This is a genomic window from Escherichia sp. KTE52, from assembly GCF_000408325.1.
GTDB classification, from domain to species: domain Bacteria; phylum Pseudomonadota; class Gammaproteobacteria; order Enterobacterales; family Enterobacteriaceae; genus Escherichia; species Escherichia marmotae.
In genome coordinates, this window is sequence record NZ_KE138680.1 from 63,283 (window position 1) to 80,544 (window position 17,262).

Annotated in this window: 17 protein-coding genes and 2 tRNA genes; 10 read left to right on the forward strand and 9 right to left on the reverse strand. The window is 52.0% G+C overall.

The features are described from left to right. Positions 1–6: 6 nt before the first annotated feature. The 7 genes from A1SC_RS11220 to pncC all read right to left on the reverse strand — a co-directional run bounded on the left by A1SC_RS11220 (position 7) and on the right by pncC (position 5,881). A tRNA-Arg gene (locus A1SC_RS11220) sits at positions 7–83 on the reverse strand. A 3-nt stretch (positions 84–86) separates the two neighbouring features. Beyond that, positions 87–179: transfer RNA gene (locus A1SC_RS11215), tRNA-Ser, on the reverse strand. A 315-nt stretch (positions 180–494) separates the two neighbouring features. Further along, positions 495–680: a carbon storage regulator CsrA gene (gene csrA / locus A1SC_RS11210; protein ID WP_000906486.1), complete on the reverse strand. Its 186-nt coding sequence runs from the start codon at positions 678–680 to the stop codon at positions 495–497. A 234-nt stretch (positions 681–914) separates the two neighbouring features. Continuing rightward, positions 915–3,545: an alanine--tRNA ligase gene (gene alaS, locus A1SC_RS11205; RefSeq protein ID WP_001516933.1), complete on the reverse strand. Its 2,631-nt coding sequence runs from the start codon at positions 3,543–3,545 to the stop codon at positions 915–917. A gap of 129 nt (positions 3,546–3,674) precedes the next feature. Beyond that, positions 3,675–4,175 (reverse strand): recombination regulator RecX, encoded by a 501-nt coding sequence (gene recX / locus A1SC_RS11200; RefSeq protein ID WP_000137971.1) that lies wholly within the window; start codon positions 4,173–4,175, stop codon positions 3,675–3,677. 67 nt (positions 4,176–4,242) lie between these two features. Further along, a complete protein-coding gene (gene recA / locus A1SC_RS11195; protein ID WP_001516934.1) occupies positions 4,243–5,304 on the reverse strand; it encodes a recombinase RecA in 1,062 nt (353 codons plus the stop codon). 79 nt (positions 5,305–5,383) lie between these two features. After that, positions 5,384–5,881 (reverse strand): nicotinamide-nucleotide amidase, encoded by a 498-nt coding sequence (pncC, locus tag A1SC_RS11190; protein ID WP_000132228.1) that lies wholly within the window; start codon positions 5,879–5,881, stop codon positions 5,384–5,386. Positions 5,882–6,062: 181 nt separating this feature from the next. On the opposite strand from pncC, the gene A1SC_RS11185 reads away from it, so the two are divergent. Next, entirely contained in the window at positions 6,063–6,302 is a 240-nt protein-coding gene (locus tag A1SC_RS11185) for a hypothetical protein (RefSeq protein WP_016249109.1), read from the forward strand. Positions 6,303–6,341: 39 nt separating this feature from the next. On the opposite strand, the gene mltB is transcribed toward A1SC_RS11185, so the two are convergent. Next, positions 6,342–7,427, reverse strand: a complete 1,086-nt coding sequence (mltB, locus tag A1SC_RS11180; protein WP_001516936.1) for a lytic murein transglycosylase B — start codon at positions 7,425–7,427, stop codon at positions 6,342–6,344. A 255-nt stretch (positions 7,428–7,682) separates the two neighbouring features. Between mltB and srlA the strand changes: the two genes are divergently transcribed. From srlA to gutQ, 7 genes are all read left to right on the forward strand, one after another. Then, positions 7,683–8,246, forward strand: a complete 564-nt coding sequence (gene srlA, locus A1SC_RS11175; RefSeq protein ID WP_000573320.1) for a PTS glucitol/sorbitol transporter subunit IIC — start codon at positions 7,683–7,685, stop codon at positions 8,244–8,246. After that, a complete protein-coding gene (gene srlE, locus A1SC_RS11170) occupies positions 8,243–9,202 on the forward strand; it encodes a PTS glucitol/sorbitol transporter subunit IIB (RefSeq protein ID WP_000196931.1) in 960 nt (319 codons plus the stop codon). The genes srlA and srlE overlap by 4 nt, the downstream gene beginning before the upstream one ends. A 10-nt stretch (positions 9,203–9,212) precedes the next feature. Continuing rightward, entirely contained in the window at positions 9,213–9,584 is a 372-nt protein-coding gene (gene srlB / locus A1SC_RS11165) for a PTS glucitol/sorbitol transporter subunit IIA (RefSeq protein WP_016262457.1), read from the forward strand. 3 nt (positions 9,585–9,587) lie between these two features. Continuing rightward, positions 9,588–10,367, forward strand: coding sequence for a sorbitol-6-phosphate dehydrogenase (gene srlD, locus A1SC_RS11160; RefSeq protein WP_001077342.1), 780 nt, complete (start codon positions 9,588–9,590; stop codon positions 10,365–10,367). 202 nt (positions 10,368–10,569) lie between these two features. Continuing rightward, the gene (gene gutM, locus A1SC_RS11155; protein WP_000252920.1) at positions 10,570–10,929 is read left to right on the forward strand and encodes a transcriptional regulator GutM; all 360 of its coding nucleotides are present in this window, start codon (positions 10,570–10,572) and stop codon (positions 10,927–10,929) included. 66 nt (positions 10,930–10,995) lie between these two features. Next, positions 10,996–11,769, forward strand: coding sequence for a glucitol operon DNA-binding transcriptional repressor SrlR (gene srlR / locus A1SC_RS11150; RefSeq protein WP_000804554.1), 774 nt, complete (start codon positions 10,996–10,998; stop codon positions 11,767–11,769). Next, positions 11,762–12,727, forward strand: coding sequence for an arabinose-5-phosphate isomerase GutQ (gutQ, locus tag A1SC_RS11145; RefSeq protein ID WP_016262458.1), 966 nt, complete (start codon positions 11,762–11,764; stop codon positions 12,725–12,727). The genes srlR and gutQ overlap by 8 nt, the downstream gene beginning before the upstream one ends. On the opposite strand, the gene norR is transcribed toward gutQ, so the two are convergent. Beyond that, positions 12,724–14,238, reverse strand: a complete 1,515-nt coding sequence (gene norR, locus A1SC_RS11140; RefSeq protein ID WP_016262459.1) for a nitric oxide reductase transcriptional regulator NorR — start codon at positions 14,236–14,238, stop codon at positions 12,724–12,726. The genes gutQ and norR overlap by 4 nt on opposite strands. Before the next feature lie 186 nt (positions 14,239–14,424). On the opposite strand from norR, the gene norV reads away from it, so the two are divergent. Both norV and norW read left to right on the forward strand, forming a co-directional pair. After that, positions 14,425–15,864 carry an anaerobic nitric oxide reductase flavorubredoxin gene (gene norV / locus A1SC_RS11135; RefSeq protein WP_016262460.1) on the forward strand — a complete coding sequence of 480 codons (1,440 nt, stop codon included), beginning with the start codon at positions 14,425–14,427 and terminating at the stop codon, positions 15,862–15,864. Continuing rightward, positions 15,861–16,994, forward strand: coding sequence for an NADH:flavorubredoxin reductase NorW (gene norW, locus A1SC_RS11130; protein WP_016262461.1), 1,134 nt, complete (start codon positions 15,861–15,863; stop codon positions 16,992–16,994). The genes norV and norW overlap by 4 nt, the downstream gene beginning before the upstream one ends. Positions 16,995–17,262 lie beyond the last annotated feature (268 nt).

The window sequence follows — 17,262 nt, forward strand, 5'->3', positions numbered from 1 at the left end:
AGAATATGGTGCATCCGGGAGGATTCGAACCTCCGACCGCTCGGTTCGTAGCCGAGTACTCTATCCAGCTGAGCTACGGATGCAAATGGCGGTGAGGCGGGGATTCGAACCCCGGATGCAGCTTTTGACCGCATACTCCCTTAGCAGGGGAGCGCCTTCAGCCTCTCGGCCACCTCACCACACGCCTCTTACGAGTGCTTCGAAGAACTTGTTTATCGCTCATCGTCGCTGCGTGGCGCACATATTACTTTCTGAGACTTATAAGTCAAACAATTTTTCCCACACTTTTATCGTTTGCACACTTCACGCTCAATTAGTCTGTAAAAACGCCAAAAAGAGTGTTTTATCAACAGAAAAACGGGCATCTGAAAGGTAGCGGTAATACAGAAAAAGGGAGACTAAAGATGAATGAACGGGTGTAACGCGAAAAGAAAATGAAGTGAAGGAGAAATTTTGAGGGTGCGTCTCACCGTTAAAGATGAGACGCGGAAAGATTAGTAACTGGACTGCTGGGATTTTTCAGCCTGGATACGCTGGTAGATCTCTTCACGGTGAACAGAAACTTCCTTCGGGGCATTTACGCCAATACGTACCTGGTTGCCCTTTACCCCTAAAACTGTCACGGTGACCTCATCCCCAATCATGAGGGTCTCACCAACTCGACGAGTCAGAATCAGCATTCTTTGCTCCTTGAAAGATTAAAAGAGTCGGGTCTCTCTGTATCCCGGCATTATCCATCATATAACGCCAAAAAGTAAGCAATGACAAACACATTACATGTAAGCAGTCATGGCATTACATTCTGTTAAACCTAAGTTTAGCCGATATACACAACTTCAACCTGACTTTATCGTTGTCGATAGCGTTGATGCGAATGCCGCAGACTCACTCTGCGGCATTGCCTGACGCTTATATTATTGCAATTTCGCGCTGACCCAGCCTTTCACACTGGCTAACGCTGCAGGTAAGGCCGCAGCATCCGTACCACCGGCTTGCGCCATGTCAGGACGTCCACCACCCTTGCCGCCCACCTGCTGAGCGACCATACCAATCAGTTCCCCTGCTTTCACACGATCTGTGACGTCCTTAGATACGCCTGCAATCAGAGAAACCTTACCTTCGGCTACCGTTGCCAGCACGATAATTGTCGACCCCAGCTGATTTTTTAAATCGTCAACCATGGTACGTAACATTTTCGGCTCAACACCGCTAAGCTCGCTAACCAACAGCTTAACACCATTAACATCAATTGCCTTACTGGAAAGATTCGCACTCTCCTGCGCAGCAGCCTGTTCTTTAAGCTGTTGTAACTCTTTTTCCAACTGACGCGTACGTTCCAGCACTGAACGCACTTTATCAACCAGATTGTTGCTATCGCCTTTCAGCAGATGCGCGACTTCGCTTAAGCGATCGCTGTCCGCATGAACAGTGGTGATAGCACCTTCTCCGGTTACCGCTTCGATACGGCGAACGCCTGCAGCAGTACCCGATTCAGAGGTGATGCGGAACAGGCCGATATCACCAGTGCGGCTGGCGTGAGTACCGCCACACAGCTCGGTAGAGAAATCGCCCATGCTCAGCACACGTACGCGTTCATCATACTTCTCACCGAACAACGCCATCGCGCCTTTCGCTTTAGCCGCCTCAAGATCCATGATGTTGGTTTCGATCGGCAGGTTGCGACGAATCTGTGCGTTCACCAGGTCTTCGACCGCTCGAATCTCTTCAGGTTTCATCGCTTCGTTATGCGAGAAGTCGAAACGCAGCACTTTGTCGTTAACCAAAGAACCTTTCTGGGAGACATGAGTACCCAGAACCTGGCGCAATGCAGCGTGCATCAGGTGCGTTGCGGAGTGGTTCAGACGAATACGGGCGCGGCGCGCTTCATCAACATCAGCCTGCACCGCGTCGCCCACTTTCAGAGAACCCGCAGCAAGTTTACCGATGTGACCTATCGCCTGGCCGTATTTTTGAGTGTCTTCCACCGCAAAAGAGAAGCTTGCGCCTTTCAGTTCGCCTTTATCGCCAACCTGGCCGCCTGATTCTGCATAGAATGGCGTTTGATCCAGTACGACAACCGCTTCCTGGCCTGCATTGATTGCATCAACAGCTTTGCCATCAACAAACAGTGCAGTCACTTTGCCGTTCAGTTCCAGATGGTCATAGCCTTTAAATTCAGAAGCGCTATCAACACGGATCATCGCGTTGTAATCAGCGCCAAAGCCACTGGCTTCACGTGCGCGACGGCGCTGCTCTTCCATTGCTGCTTCAAAACCGGCTTCATCGACTTTGATGTTGCGCTCACGACAAACGTCAGCCGTCAGGTCAACCGGGAAACCGTAGGTATCGTACAGACGGAAAGCCGTTTCGCCATCCAGCGTATCACCAGAAAGTTTCGCTAACTCTTCGTCCAACAACGCCAGACCGCGCTCCAAAGTACGCGCAAACTGCTCTTCTTCAGTTTTCAGCACCTGCTCAACCAGCGCCTGCTGGCGTTTCAGGTCTTCACCCGCAGAGCCCATAACGTCGATCAGCGGACCAACCAGTTTGTAGAAGAAGGTTTCTTTCGCGCCCAGCATATTGCCGTGACGTACCGCGCGACGAATGATACGACGCAGTACATAACCACGGTTTTCATTGGATGGCATGACACCATCTGCAATCAGGAATGCGCAGGAACGAATGTGGTCAGCGATAACACGCAGCGATTTGTTGCTCAGATCGGTCGCGCCAGTAACTTTTGCAACCGCCTGAATCAGCGTGCGGAACAGGTCAATGTCATAGTTAGAGTTAACGTGTTGCAGCACCGCAGCAATTCGCTCCAGCCCCATACCGGTATCAACAGACGGCTTCGGAAGCGGTTCCATAGTGCCATCGGCCTGGCGGTTGAACTGCATGAAGACGATGTTCCAGATCTCAATGTAACGGTCGCCGTCTTCTTCTGCGCTTCCCGGAGGGCCACCCCAGATATGGTCGCCGTGATCATAGAAAATTTCGGTGCACGGGCCGCACGGACCAGTGTCGCCCATCTGCCAGAAGTTGTCAGATGCGTATGGCGCACCTTTGTTATCACCGATGCGAATAATACGTTCGCGTGGGATCCCAACTTCTTTTTCCCAGATTTCGTAGGCTTCGTCGTCGCTTTCATAGACGGTAACCCACAGACGCTCTTTCGGCAGGGCAAACCATTTTTCGCTGGTCAGCAATTCCCATGCAAACTGAATAGCATCGTGTTTGAAATAGTCACCGAAGCTGAAGTTGCCCAGCATTTCGAAGAAGGTGTGATGGCGTGCGGTGTAACCGACGTTTTCCAGGTCGTTGTGTTTACCACCCGCACGCACGCAGCGTTGGGAAGTGGTAGCGCGGGAATAATTACGCTTGTCGAGCCCAAGGAACACATCCTTGAACTGGTTCATCCCGGCGTTGGTAAACAACAAAGTTGGGTCGTTATGGGGAACCAGGGAACTGCTGGCAACTACCTGATGCCCCTTACTGTGGAAAAAGTCGAGAAACGCCTGACGGATCTCAGCGGTGCTCTTGCTCATAATTATCCTGAAATCAAGCTAAAGAAATATCGCTACCAGCAGCAACGTGTTGTTAACCGCCGGGCTGGTAACTGAAAAAGTGGGAATAAGATAAGTTTTCTTGACTGGGAAGTAAAATACCGTATGCGTTCAGTCGGCAAAATTTCGCCAAATCTCCTGGATATCTTCCATCAGATAGCCACGATAGAGCAGAAAACGCTGGATCTTAACTTTTTCTGAAAAGATGGTTGGCAAAGGTTCACCATATTTTCGCGTCGCTTGATCACGCGCCAGCGCGCACCAGTCGATATCACATTCACGCATCGCTTTTTCTGTCGCCTCTCGGGAGATCCCTTTCTGGCTCAGTTCCTGACGAATACGTGCCGGTCCATATCCTTTGCGACTGCGACTGGCGATAAAGCGTGCAACAAAGCGGCTGTCATCGAGATAACCGTGTTCATGACACCAGGCGATAACACGCTCATAATCTTCTGCCGTGGCATCAATCTCTTCCGGGCCATTTTTGCCCATAATCGGTGCGGCAAGTTTACGGCGCAGTTCCTGCTCACTGTGATCACGTACCGCCAGAATACGTACCGCGCGATCCAACAGGCGAGTATATATCGGGCGACGGGGCGTTAATTCGGTCATGGCATCCCCTTAAAACTTAAAAAGCAAAAGGGCCGCAGATGCGACCCTTATGTATCAAACAAGACGATTAAAAATCTTCGTTCGTTTCTGCTACACCTTCGCTGTCATCAACAGAGAAATCTGGCGTTGCATTTGGGTTGCTCAGCAGCAACTCACGCACTTTCTTCTCGATCTCTTTCGCAGTTTCCGGGTTGTCTTTCAGCCATGCTGTCGCATTTGCTTTACCCTGGCCGATCTTCTCGCCTTTATAGCTGTACCATGCACCCGCTTTCTCGATCAGCTTCTCTTTCACGCCCAGGTCAACCAGTTCGCCGTAGAAGTTGATGCCTTCGCCGTAGAGGATTTGGAATTCAGCCTGTTTAAACGGCGCAGCGATTTTGTTCTTCACAACTTTCACGCGAGTTTCGCTACCCACCACGTTTTCGCCCTCTTTCACCGCGCCAATACGGCGGATATCGAGACGAACAGAAGCGTAGAATTTCAGCGCATTACCACCGGTAGTGGTTTCAGGGTTACCGAACATCACGCCAATTTTCATACGGATCTGGTTGATGAAAATCAGCAACGTGTTGGATTGCTTCAGGTTACCCGCCAGCTTACGCATCGCCTGGCTCATCATACGTGCCGCAAGGCCCATATGAGAGTCACCAATTTCGCCTTCGATTTCTGCTTTCGGCGTCAGCGCCGCAACGGAGTCAACAACGATAACATCTACCGCGCCAGAACGTGCCAGAGCGTCACAGATTTCCAGAGCCTGCTCACCAGTGTCCGGTTGAGAGCACAGCAGATTATCAATATCGACGCCCAGTTTACGTGCATAGACTGGGTCCAGCGCGTGTTCAGCATCGATAAACGCACAGGTTTTACCTTCACGCTGCGCAGCGGCAATCACCTGTAGCGTCAGCGTGGTTTTACCGGAAGATTCCGGCCCGTAGATTTCGACGATACGGCCCATCGGCAGACCACCTGCCCCAAGCGCGATATCCAGTGAAAGCGAACCGGTAGAGATGGTTTCCACATCCATGGAACGGTCTTCACCCAGGCGCATGATGGAGCCTTTACCAAATTGTTTCTCAATCTGGCCCAGTGCTGCCGCCAACGCTTTCTGTTTGTTTTCGTCGATAGCCATTTTTACTCCTGTCATGCCGGGTAATACCGGATAGTCAATATGTTCTGTTGAAGCAATTATACTGTATGCTCATACAGTATCAAGTGTTTTGTAGAAATTGTTGTCGCAACGTCTGTAATGCATAAGCCGTCGCCTGACGTCGTACTGCATCACGGTCACCGCTGAAGCATTCCCGGCGGGTAATGCCTTCGCCGCTGGCAGAAGCAAACGCAAACCAGACGGTGCCTACAGGCTTCTCTTCACTGCCGCCATCCGGTCCGGCAATGCCGCTGATAGACACGGCATAATCAGCTCGAGCCGCTTTCAGTGCACCAATTGCCATTTCCACCACGACGGGTTCACTCACCGCGCCATGCTGCGCCAGCGTCTCTTCACGTACGCCGATCATCTGCGCTTTAGCCTCGTTACTGTAGGTGACAAATCCGCGTTCAAACCAGGCGGAACTGCCAGCAATATCGGTAATAACTTTCGCGACCCAACCGCCGGTACAAGACTCAGCGGTTGTGACGGTTGCGCCACGGGCTTTCAGTGCCAGCCCGACCTGTTCACTCAATTGCATCAGTTCACTGTCAGTCATCACAACCTCTGTCAGTCAAAAATTTATGCCGGACAAGATAGCACTTTCCCGCAGAAGATGGGGACGAGCGATTCATTTTACGAGTCGCATTCCGAAATAAGACTGTTACGACCAACCGGTAAAGAAAAAAGGCTACCATGCCGCGTTCACATTGATATGTATTCACAGGGAGAGAAAAGCAATGGCAACAAAGAAAACGGATAACACCCCACAAAACGTGCTCAAACAGACCACGCAAATGCGCATGTGGGTCACCATTGGCGGCATCAGCGCCCTGGTTGCAGTGGTATGTAAGATTTTATCTTCTGGCTATCTTGAACCTTTCGACTTCGGTCAGGCTGCATTAGGCGTTGTCTGCCTGGGATATACGATATCGCTGTCGAAAAAAATCAAGCAATTACGTAATTCGAATAAACAGTAATAAAGCAGAGGGAAGTTTAAACTCCCCTCTTGTCAGTTGTTACTGTACGCGCGCCAGCGCCACAGCCTGTCCTAACTGCCAGACTGCCATTGCATAATGGGTGCTGTGGTTGTAACGAGTAATGGTGTAGAAGTTCGGCAGACCATACCAGTACTGGTAACCCGTCCCAACATCCAGACGCAGCAAGCTGGCCTGCTGATGATTCCCCAACGGCTGCTGCGGCGTCAAACCTGCCGCAGCAAGCTGCGAAATGCTGTACTTAGTTTTGAAACCATTTGGTAAACCTGGAGCCTGGCCGTTTGCCATCACCGCCACCAGGTCACCTTTCACCCAGCCGTGCGCTTTGAAATAGTTTGCCACACTACCAATAGCATCAACCGGATCCCACAGGTTGATATGACCATCACCGCTAAAGTCCACGGCGTATTGTTTGTAAGACGATGGCATAAACTGTCCATAGCCCATCGCTCCGGCAAAGGAACCTTTCAGATTGAGCGGATCATCCTGCTCATCGCGCGCCATTAGCAGGAAGGTTTCCAGTTCGCCAGAGAAATATTCCGCGCGGCGTGGATAGTTAAATGACAGCGTTGCCAGCGCATCAAGGATGCGGGTTTTACCCATCACGCGTCCCCAGCGGGTTTCGACGCCAATAATTCCGACGATAATTTCTGGCGGTACACCATATACCTGCCACGCGCGATTCAGCGCATCTTCATATTGATTCCAGAAAACCACGCCGTTCTGCACGTTATCCGGAGTAATAAATTTTTTGCGATAACGCAGCCATGCACCGTTCGGGCCTGATGGCGGCTGCACCGATGTGGTCGGTGCCTGGTTATCCATCAACCGCAGTACCGAATCCAGACGTTTCGCCTGGGAAAGGATTTCTTGCAGTTGCTGACGATCGAAGCCGTGTTTGCTCACCATTTTATCGATGAACTGCTGGGCATTCGGGTTGTTGGCGAAGTCACCGCCCATCTGCATCACATTGTGCTGCGGCTCAAGCAGGAAGCCGCCAGACGGCGTTCCGGTGGTCGTTTCAGTCTCGGTAGGTTTTGGCTTGCTGCTGCAGGCGGCAAGCAACACAAAAAGGGGAAGCAATGTTACATAACGACGCTTGAACATGAGGAGTCCATTTAACAGATTCAACCTGGGGCAAGTATGGTAAAGCATCGCGCCCTGCACAAGGAAGCGGTAGTCGCTCCCCGATACGGACTTTACATAACTCAAATACCCTTCATCGACACACCTTCACCATAACTTTCAAATTAAAATATTTATCTTTCATTTTGCGATCAAAATAACACTTTTAAATCTTTCAATCTGATTAGATTAGGTTGCCGTTTGGTAATAAAACAATAAATTCTGAAGGAGAGAACAATGATAGAAACCATTACTCATGGCGCAGAGTGGTTCATCGGGCTGTTCCAGAAAGGCGGAGAGGTGTTTACCGGGATGGTGACCGGCATTCTTCCGCTGTTGATTAGCCTGCTGGTAATCATGAACGCACTGATTAATTTTATCGGTCAACATCGTATTGAACGTTTTGCTCAACGTTGTGCCGGTAATCCTGTTTCCCGTTACCTGCTACTACCGTGCATTGGTACGTTTGTCTTTTGTAACCCCATGACCTTAAGCCTCGGTCGTTTTATGCCGGAAAAGTACAAACCCAGCTACTATGCGGCGGCTTCTTATAGCTGCCACTCAATGAATGGCCTCTTCCCCCATATCAACCCCGGCGAATTGTTTGTTTATCTTGGAATTGCCAGCGGTCTGACAACGCTGAACCTGCCACTTGGCCCGCTGGCCGTCAGTTATCTGTTGGTAGGCCTGATCACTAACTTCTTCCGCGGTTGGGTGACCGACCTGACCACCGCCATTTTTGAGAAAAAGATGGGCATTCAACTTGAACAGAAAGTTCGTCTGGCAGGAGCAACATCATGACACGTATTCGGATCGAAAAAGGGACGGGTGGCTGGGGCGGCCCGCTGGAGCTGGAAGCCACTCCGGGGAAAAAAATCGTCTACATCACCGCCGGTACACGTCCTGCGATTGTCGACAAACTGGCACAGCTTACTGGCTGGCAGGCTATCGACGGATTTAAAGAAGGTGAACCCGCAGAAGCGGAAATCGGCGTCGCGGTAATCGACTGTGGCGGTACACTGCGCTGCGGCATCTATCCCAAGCGGCGTATTCCCACTATCAATATCCACTCAACGGGCAAGTCCGGTCCGCTGGCGCAGTACATCGTGGAAGATATTTATGTCTCCGGTGTAAAAGAAGAAAACATCACTGTAGTGGGTGATGCTGCTCCACAATCCTCTACCGTAGGTCGTGACTACGATACCAGCAAGAAAATCACCGAACAAAGCGATGGCTTACTGGCGAAAGTAGGAATGGGCATGGGGTCTGCGGTTGCCGTGCTGTTCCAGTCTGGCCGCGACACCATCGACACCGTATTAAAAACCATCCTGCCGTTTATGGCGTTCGTCTCGGCGCTTATCGGCATCATTATGGCTTCCGGTCTTGGCGACTGGATAGCCCACGGTCTTGCTCCGCTGGCCAGTCATCCTCTGGGACTGGTGATGCTGGCACTCATCTGCTCCTTTCCGCTGCTTTCGCCTTTCCTCGGCCCTGGCGCGGTTATCGCGCAGGTTATCGGCGTATTGATTGGCGTGCAGATTGGTCTCGGCAATATTCCGCCGCATCTGGCTTTACCGGCGCTGTTTGCCATCAACGCGCAGGCGGCCTGCGATTTTATCCCGGTCGGTTTGTCTCTGGCGGAAGCCCGTCAGGACACGGTTCGCGTCGGTGTCCCTTCTGTACTGGTGAGCCGCTTTCTGACCGGCGCGCCTACCGTACTTATCGCCTGGTTTGTCTCCGGTTTTATCTATCAATAGAGGTTAAAACATGACCGTTATTTATCAGACCACCATCACCCGTATCGGCGCGAGTGCGACTGACGCTCTCAGCGATCAGATGATCATCACCTTTCGTGAAGGCGCGCCTGCGGATCTCGAAGAGTATTGCTTCATTCATTGCCACGGCGAATTGAAAGGTGAACTCCATCCCGGTTTGCAATTTTCTCTCGGACAGCATCGCTATCCGGTAACCGCCGTTGGCAGCGTGGCGGAAGACAACCTTCGCGAACTGGGTCATGTCACCCTGCGCTTCGATGGTTTAAGCGAAGCGGAATTTCCGGGCACTGTCCATGTGGCAGGCCCCGTACCCGACGATATCGCGCCGGGATCAGTTTTGAAGTTTGAATCTGTTAAGGAGTAAAAAATGAATCAGGTTGCTGTTGTCATCGGTGGTGGGCAAACCTTAGGCGCGTTCCTGTGCCACGGTCTGGCTGCCGAGGGGTATCGCGTGGCGGTTGTCGATATTCAGAGCGACAAAGCTGCAAATGTGGCGCAAGAAATTAATGCAGAATATGGCGAAGGCATGGCATATGGTTTTGGTGCTGATGCCACCAGCGAGCAGAGCGTACTGGCACTCTCTCGTGGGGTAGATGAGATCTTTGGTCGTGTGGATTTACTGGTCTACAGCGCCGGAATTGCTAAAGCAGCGTTTATCAGCGATTTCCAACTGGGGGATTTTGACCGCTCGCTACAGGTAAATCTGGTGGGCTACTTCCTTTGTGCGCGTGAATTTTCGCGCCTGATGATCCGCGACGGCATTCAGGGACGGATTATTCAGATCAACTCGAAATCAGGCAAAGTGGGCAGCAAACACAACTCTGGTTACAGCGCCGCGAAATTTGGCGGAGTCGGTCTTACCCAGTCACTGGCGTTGGATCTTGCGGAGTACGGCATTACGGTGCATTCACTGATGCTCGGTAACTTGCTGAAATCACCTATGTTCCAGTCACTATTGCCGCAATACGCCACTAAGCTGGGCATAAAACCGGATCAAGTCGAGCAATATTACATCGATAAAGTGCCACTTAAGCGCGGCTGTGATTATCAGGATGTACTGAATATGTTGTTGTTCTACGCCAGTCCCAAAGCGTCGTACTGCACCGGGCAGTCGATTAATGTCACTGGCGGTCAGGTCATGTTCTGATCAACAGCGGAGATCCTTTAAGGATCTCCGCGAGACTGCCTGATGCGCTACGCTTATCAGGCCTACGACACCCATACAACACATTGAATTAACAAAACTTTTAAGACCTAATAAGGCGTTCACGCCGCATCCGGCATGAATAAAGCACACACTGTAAACATTCTCAGCGGAAATCCTCCGCCACCACATATAAGGAGAAGTTATGGTATCCGCTCTCATCACCGTCGCCGTTATCGCCTGGTGTACACAACTGGCCTTAGGCGGCTGGCAAATTTCTCGTTTTAACCGTGCCTTCGATGCACTTTGCCAGCAAGGCCGCGTTGGCGTGGGCCGTTCCAGCGGGCGCTTTAAACCGCGGGTCGTAGTCGCCATCGCCCTGGACGATCAGCAGCGCATCGTCGACACCTTGTTTATGAAAGGACTGACCGTTTTCGCCCGACCGCAAAAAATTCCCGCCATTACGGGTATGCATTCTGCTGATTTACGGCCCGATGTGATCTTTCCCCATGATCCATTATCGCAGAATGCTCTATCATTGGCGCTTAAACTGAAACGTAGATAATTTCGTTGTGAATGCTACTTGCTTGCGAAGTTATCATTTTGAAACCTAAATCAGGTAATCACGCCTATGAAACCTCGTCAGCGTCAGGCCGCCATTCTGGAGTATCTGCAAAAGCAGGGGAAATGCTCGGTTGAAGAATTGGCGCAATACTTTGACACCACAGGCACAACCATTCGCAAAGATCTGGTCATTCTGGAACATGCCGGAACCGTCATTCGTACCTATGGCGGCGTGGTGTTAAATAAAGAGGAATCCGATCCGCCAATCGATCATAAAACGCTCATCAACACCCACAAAAAAGAGTTGATAGCGGAAGCCGCCGTCAGTTTTATCCACGATGGCGACTCAATCATTCTCGATGCTGGCAGTACCGTATTGCAGATGGTGCCAATGCTCTCGCGCTTTAATAACATCACAGTGATGACCAACAGTCTGCATATTGTCAATGCGCTATCCGAACTGGATAACGAGCAAACCATCCTGATGCCTGGCGGAACATTTCGCAAAAAATCGGCCTCATTTCACGGGCAACTTGCCGAGAATGCCTTCGAACATTTCAGCTTCGATAAATTGTTTATGGGCACCGACGGCATCGATCTGAATGCAGGCGTAACGACTTTCAACGAGGTCTACACCGTCAGTAAAGCGATGTGTAATGCTGCGCGCGAAGTTATTTTGATGGCTGACTCATCGAAGTTTGGTCGTAAAAGCCCCAATGTAGTTTGCAGTCTTGAAAGCGTCGATAAACTCATTACCGACGCAGGCATTTCTCCAGCGTTTCGTCAGGCGCTGGAAGAGAAAGGGATCGACGTGATCATCACCGGAGAAAGCAATGAGTGAAGCACTACTGAACGCGGGACGTCAGACGTTAATGCTGGAGTTGCAGGAAGCAAGCCGTTTACCTGAACGTCTGGGTGATGATTTTGTTCGCGCCGCCAATATCATCCTGCACTGCGAAGGCAAAGTGGTGGTTTCGGGAATTGGCAAATCGGGCCACATTGGTAAGAAAATCGCCGCAACGCTTGCCAGCACTGGCACGCCTGCTTTTTTTGTCCATCCGGCAGAGGCACTGCACGGCGATCTGGGGATGATTGAAAGCCGCGATGTAATGCTGTTTATCTCGTACTCCGGTGGCGCAAAGGAACTGGATCTGATTATTCCGCGTCTGGAAGACAAATCTATTGCTCTGCTGGCAATGACCGGTAAACCGACGTCACCGCTGGGTCTGGCGGCGAAAGCGGTGCTGGATATTTCCGTAGAACGCGAAGCCTGCCCGATGCACCTTGCGCCGACTTCCAGCACCGTCAATACCCTGATGATGGGCGATGCGCTGGCGATGGCGGTCATGCAGGCGCGTGGGTTTAATGAAGAAGATTTTGCCCGCTCCCATCCTGCCGGCGCGCTGGGCGCTCGTTTGCTGAACAAAGTGCATCATCTGATGCGCCGTGATGATGCTGTCCCGCAGGTGGCGTTAACCGCCAGCGTGATGGACGCGATGCTGGAACTCAGCCGCACCGGGTTAGGGCTGGTGGCAGTGTGTGATGATCAACGACTGGTGAAAGGCGTCTTTACCGACGGCGATTTACGTCGCTGGCTGGTTGGCGGTGGTGCACTCACCACGCCCGTTAATGAAGCGATGACGGCTGGTGGCACCACATTACAGGCACAAAGCCGCGCCATTGACGCCAAAGAGATCCTGATGAAGCGCAAAATCACCGCCGCACCGGTGGTAGATGAAAACGGTAAACTCGCCGGCGCGATTAACCTGCAGGATTTCTATCAGGCCGGGATTATTTAATCCTTCAATCCCAGACGTTTCGCCAGCCGATGCAGGTTGGCGACGTCGATTTCCAGCATCCGCGCACAGGCGGCCCAATTGTGATTATTTTGTGCCAGCGCCTGGCGAATGGTTTCGCGCTGGAACTCTTCTGTCGCTTTACGCAGGTTTTGTTTAACGACGGGCACTGTCGTCACTTCTGGCGACGGCAACGTCACCTCAGGAAAAGCAAAATGTTGCGCCTCAAGAATCACTTCATCACCGCTGCGGGTCGCTCTCGCCAGCACTACCGCCCGATGAATAGCATGTTCCAGTTCGCGCACGTTTCCCGGAAAACGGTAGTGTTGCAATAAATTCCGCGCACTGGCGCTCAACACCACGCGAGAAAGTCCCAGTCGCAGACGGCACTGCTCGCAGAAATAACCCGCCAGCAAAATAACGTCATCGCCCCGCTCACGTAGCGGCGGCACGGAAAGCGGAAACACACTCAGGCGATGGAATAAATCGGCGCGAAATCGCCCTGCCAGTACTTCTTCGTGCAAGTCGCGGTTAGTCGCTGCCAGTACGCGCACATCCACCCGCAAACTGCGGTCATCGCCAACGCGCTGAATATCGCCATACTGCAACACCCGCAGTAGCTTGGCCTGCAATGCCAACGACAACTCACCGATCTCATCCAGAAACAGCGTACCGTTATCCGCCATTTCAAACTTACCACTGCGGTTACTGATAGCGCCGGTAAACGCCCCTTTCACATGCCCGAACAGCTCACTTTCCGCCACGCTTTCCGGCAGTGCGGCGCAGTTGAGATAAACCAGCGGATTCACCGCCCGCGGCGAGGCTTCATGAATCGCTTTCGCCACCAGCTCCTTACCTGTTCCCGTCTCACCGCTAATTAAGACGTTGAGATCGGACGCTGCCACAATCTCAATCTCTTTTTTCAGTTGCGTCATACCTGGCGACAGGCCAATCATCTGCATCTCTTTCACCGCTTCAAACGGCACGGCATGACCCGGCAACATATTCTGGCTTTCCAGTTGTTCAATCAGCAACGCATTGCTTAACGCCCCCGCCGCCAGCGCGGCAATCAGCCGTAACTCTTCATCGCTGAAAACATCGAACTGATCGGGCTGCATCCCGTCGAGCGTCAATGCGCCAATCAGGTTTTGCCCGGCAAACAATGGCAGACCAACACAGGCATGAACCTTCAGACTCTCCTGCCCGGGAATCAAACCGTCATAGGGATCGGGTAATTCGCTGTCTGCAGGAAAACGCACCACGTCCCCGGCGCGGGCAATCGCTTCCAGCCGCGGATGCCCTTCCAGCGCAAAGCGTCTGCCGAGCACATCTTTTGCCAGCCCGTCGATGGCGAGCGGAATAAATTGCCGCGAGTCGTAGCGCAGCAACGCTGACGCATCACACTCCAGCACCTGACGCAGCGTGGTAATCAGGCGTTGAAAACGATCCTGATGGCCAATCCCGCGCTGCAATTCGATGGCGATATTCGCCAGCACATCAACGGAAAAACTCATCTTTGCCTCACTGTCAATTTGACTATAGATATTGTCATATCGACCATCTGATTAATAGTCATTTTGACTACTCATTAATGAGCATAAATTAATTTATAGAGTAAAAACAATTAGATAAAAAACTGGCACGCAATCTGCAATTAACAAGACATCTTTTTAGAACACGCTGAATAAATTGAGGTTGCTATGTCTATTGTGGTGAAAAATAACATTCATTGGGTTGGTCAACGTGACTGGGAAGTGCGTGATTTTCACGGCACAGAATATAAAACGCTGCGCGGCAGCAGCTACAACAGCTACCTCATTCGCGAAGAAAAAAACGTGCTAATCGACACTGTCGACCATAAATTCAGCCGCGAATTTGTGCAGAACCTGCGTAATGAAATCGATCTGGCAGATATCGATTACATCGTAATTAACCATGCAGAAGAAGACCACGCCGGGGCGCTGACCGAACTGATGGCGCAAATTCCGGATACGCCAATCTACTGTACTGCCAACGCCATCGACTCAATTAATGGTCATCACCATCATCCGGAGTGGAATTTCAACGTGGTGAAAACCGGCGACACGCTGGATATCGGTAACGGCAAACAGCTCATTTTTGTCGAAACACCAATGCTCCACTGGCCGGACAGCATGATGACTTACCTGGCGGGCGATGCAGTGCTGTTCAGTAACGATGCCTTTGGTCAGCACTACTGCGACGAGCATCTGTTCAACGATGAAGTGGATCAGACCGAGCTTTTCGAACAGTGCCAGCGTTACTACGCCAATATCCTGACGCCGTTCAGCCGCCTGGTAACCCCCAAAATCACCGAGATTCTGGGCTTTAACTTGCCGGTCGATATGATTGCCACCTCTCACGGTGTGGTATGGCGCGATAACCCGACGCAGATTGTCGAGCTGTACCTGAAATGGGCGACGGATTATCAGGAAGACAGGATCACTATTTTCTACGACACCATGTCGAATAACACCCGCATGATGGCTGACGCTATCGCCCAGGGGATTGCAGAAACCGACCCGCGCGTAGCGGTGAAAATTTTCAACGTCGCCCGGAGCGATAAAAACGAAATCCTGACCAATGTCTTCCGCTCAAAAGGCGTGCTGGTTGGGACTTCGACGATGAATAACGTAATGATGCCGAAAATCGCCGGGCTGGTGGAGGAGATGACCGGATTGCGCTTCCGTAACAAACGCGCCAGCGCTTTCGGCTCCCACGGCTGGAGCGGCGGTGCGGTTGATCGTCTTTCTACGCGCTTGCAGGATGCAGGCTTCGAAATGTCACTTAGTCTGAAAGCCAAATGGCGACCGGATCAGGACGCGCTGGAGTTATGTCGTGAACACGGTCGTGAAATCGCCCGTCAGTGGGCGCTCGCGCCGCTGCCGCAGAGCACAGTGAATACGGTGGTTAAAGAAGAAACCAGTGCCACCACAACAACCGACCTCGGCCCACGGATGCAGTGCAGCGTCTGCCAGTGGATTTACGATCCAGCAAAAGGCGAGCCAATGCAGGACGTCGCGCCGGGAACGCCGTGGAGTGAAGTTCCGGATAACTTCCTGTGCCCGGAATGTTCCCTCGGCAAAGACGTCTTTGATGAACTGGCATCGGAGGCAAAATGAGCAACGGTATTGTGATCATTGGTTCGGGCTTCGCCGCCCGCCAACTGGTGAAAAATATTCGCAAACAGGACGCCAGTATTCCATTAACCCTGATTGCTGCCGATAGCATGGATGAGTACAACAAACCTGATCTCAGCCATGTTATCAGTCAGGGACAACGTGCCGACGACCTTACCCGCCAGACGGCGGGAGAATTTGCCGAACAGTTTAATCTGCGCCTGTTTCCACAAACCTGGGTGACGGATATTGATGCCGAAGCCCATGTGGTGAAAAGCCAGAATAATCAGTGGCAGTACGACAAGTTAGTGCTGGCAACCGGTGCCAGCGCCTTCGTCCTGCCGGTGCCTGGGCGTGAGTTAATGCTTACTTTAAATAGTCAGCAAGAGTATCGCGCCTGTGAAACGCAACTACGGGAAGCACAGCGCGTGTTGATTGTCGGTGGCGGCCTGATTGGTAGCGAACTGGCGATGGATTTTTGTCGGGCAGGCAAAGCAGTCACGCTGATCGACAACGCCGCCAGTATTCTGGCATCGTTAATGCCACCGGAAGTAAGCAGTCGCTTACAACATCGGTTGACGGAGATGGGCGTCCATCTGCTGTTGAAATCTCAGTTACTGGCGCTGGAAAAAACGGATTCTGGCATCCGTGCAACCCTGGACCGCCAGCGCAGCATCGAAGTGGATGCGGTGATTGCCGCCACCGGGCTGCGCCCGGAAACCGCCCTGGCACGACGCGCCGGGCTGACGATTAATCGCGGCGTTTGCGTCGATAGTTATCTGCAAACCAGCAATGCCGATATTTACGCGCTGGGCGATTGCGCGGAAATTAACGGTCAGGTATTGCCGTTTCTGCAGCCGATTCAACTTAGCGCAATGATGCTGGCAAAAAATCTGCTCGGCGCTAATACGCCTCTGAAACTACCGGCGATGCTGGTAAAAATCAAAACGCCGGAGTTACCACTGCATCTGGCAGGGGAAACCCAGCGTCGGGATTTACGCTGGCAGATTTGTGCCGAAAACCAGGGAATGGTGGCACGCGGTCTGGACGATACCGATCAGTTACGTGCCTTTGTGGTCAGTGAAGATCGGATGAAAGAGGCGTTTGGATTGTTGAAAACGTTACCGGTGTAGGCGCATCTGGCTACTGTGCCCAAAATGCCAGCGTCGCATCAGGCAACACGGTTGTCGGATGCGGCGCGAGCGCCTTATCCGACCTACGGAGAGCGTATATGTTGGTCACATAATGCGTTCATGACGCATCCGCCTACTGTGCCCAAAATGTCGGATGCGACGCTGGCGCGCCTTATCCGACCTACAGAGAGCGCATATGTTGGTCACATAATGCGTTCATGTCGCATCCGCCTACTGTGCCCAAAATGTCGGATGCGACGCTGGCGCG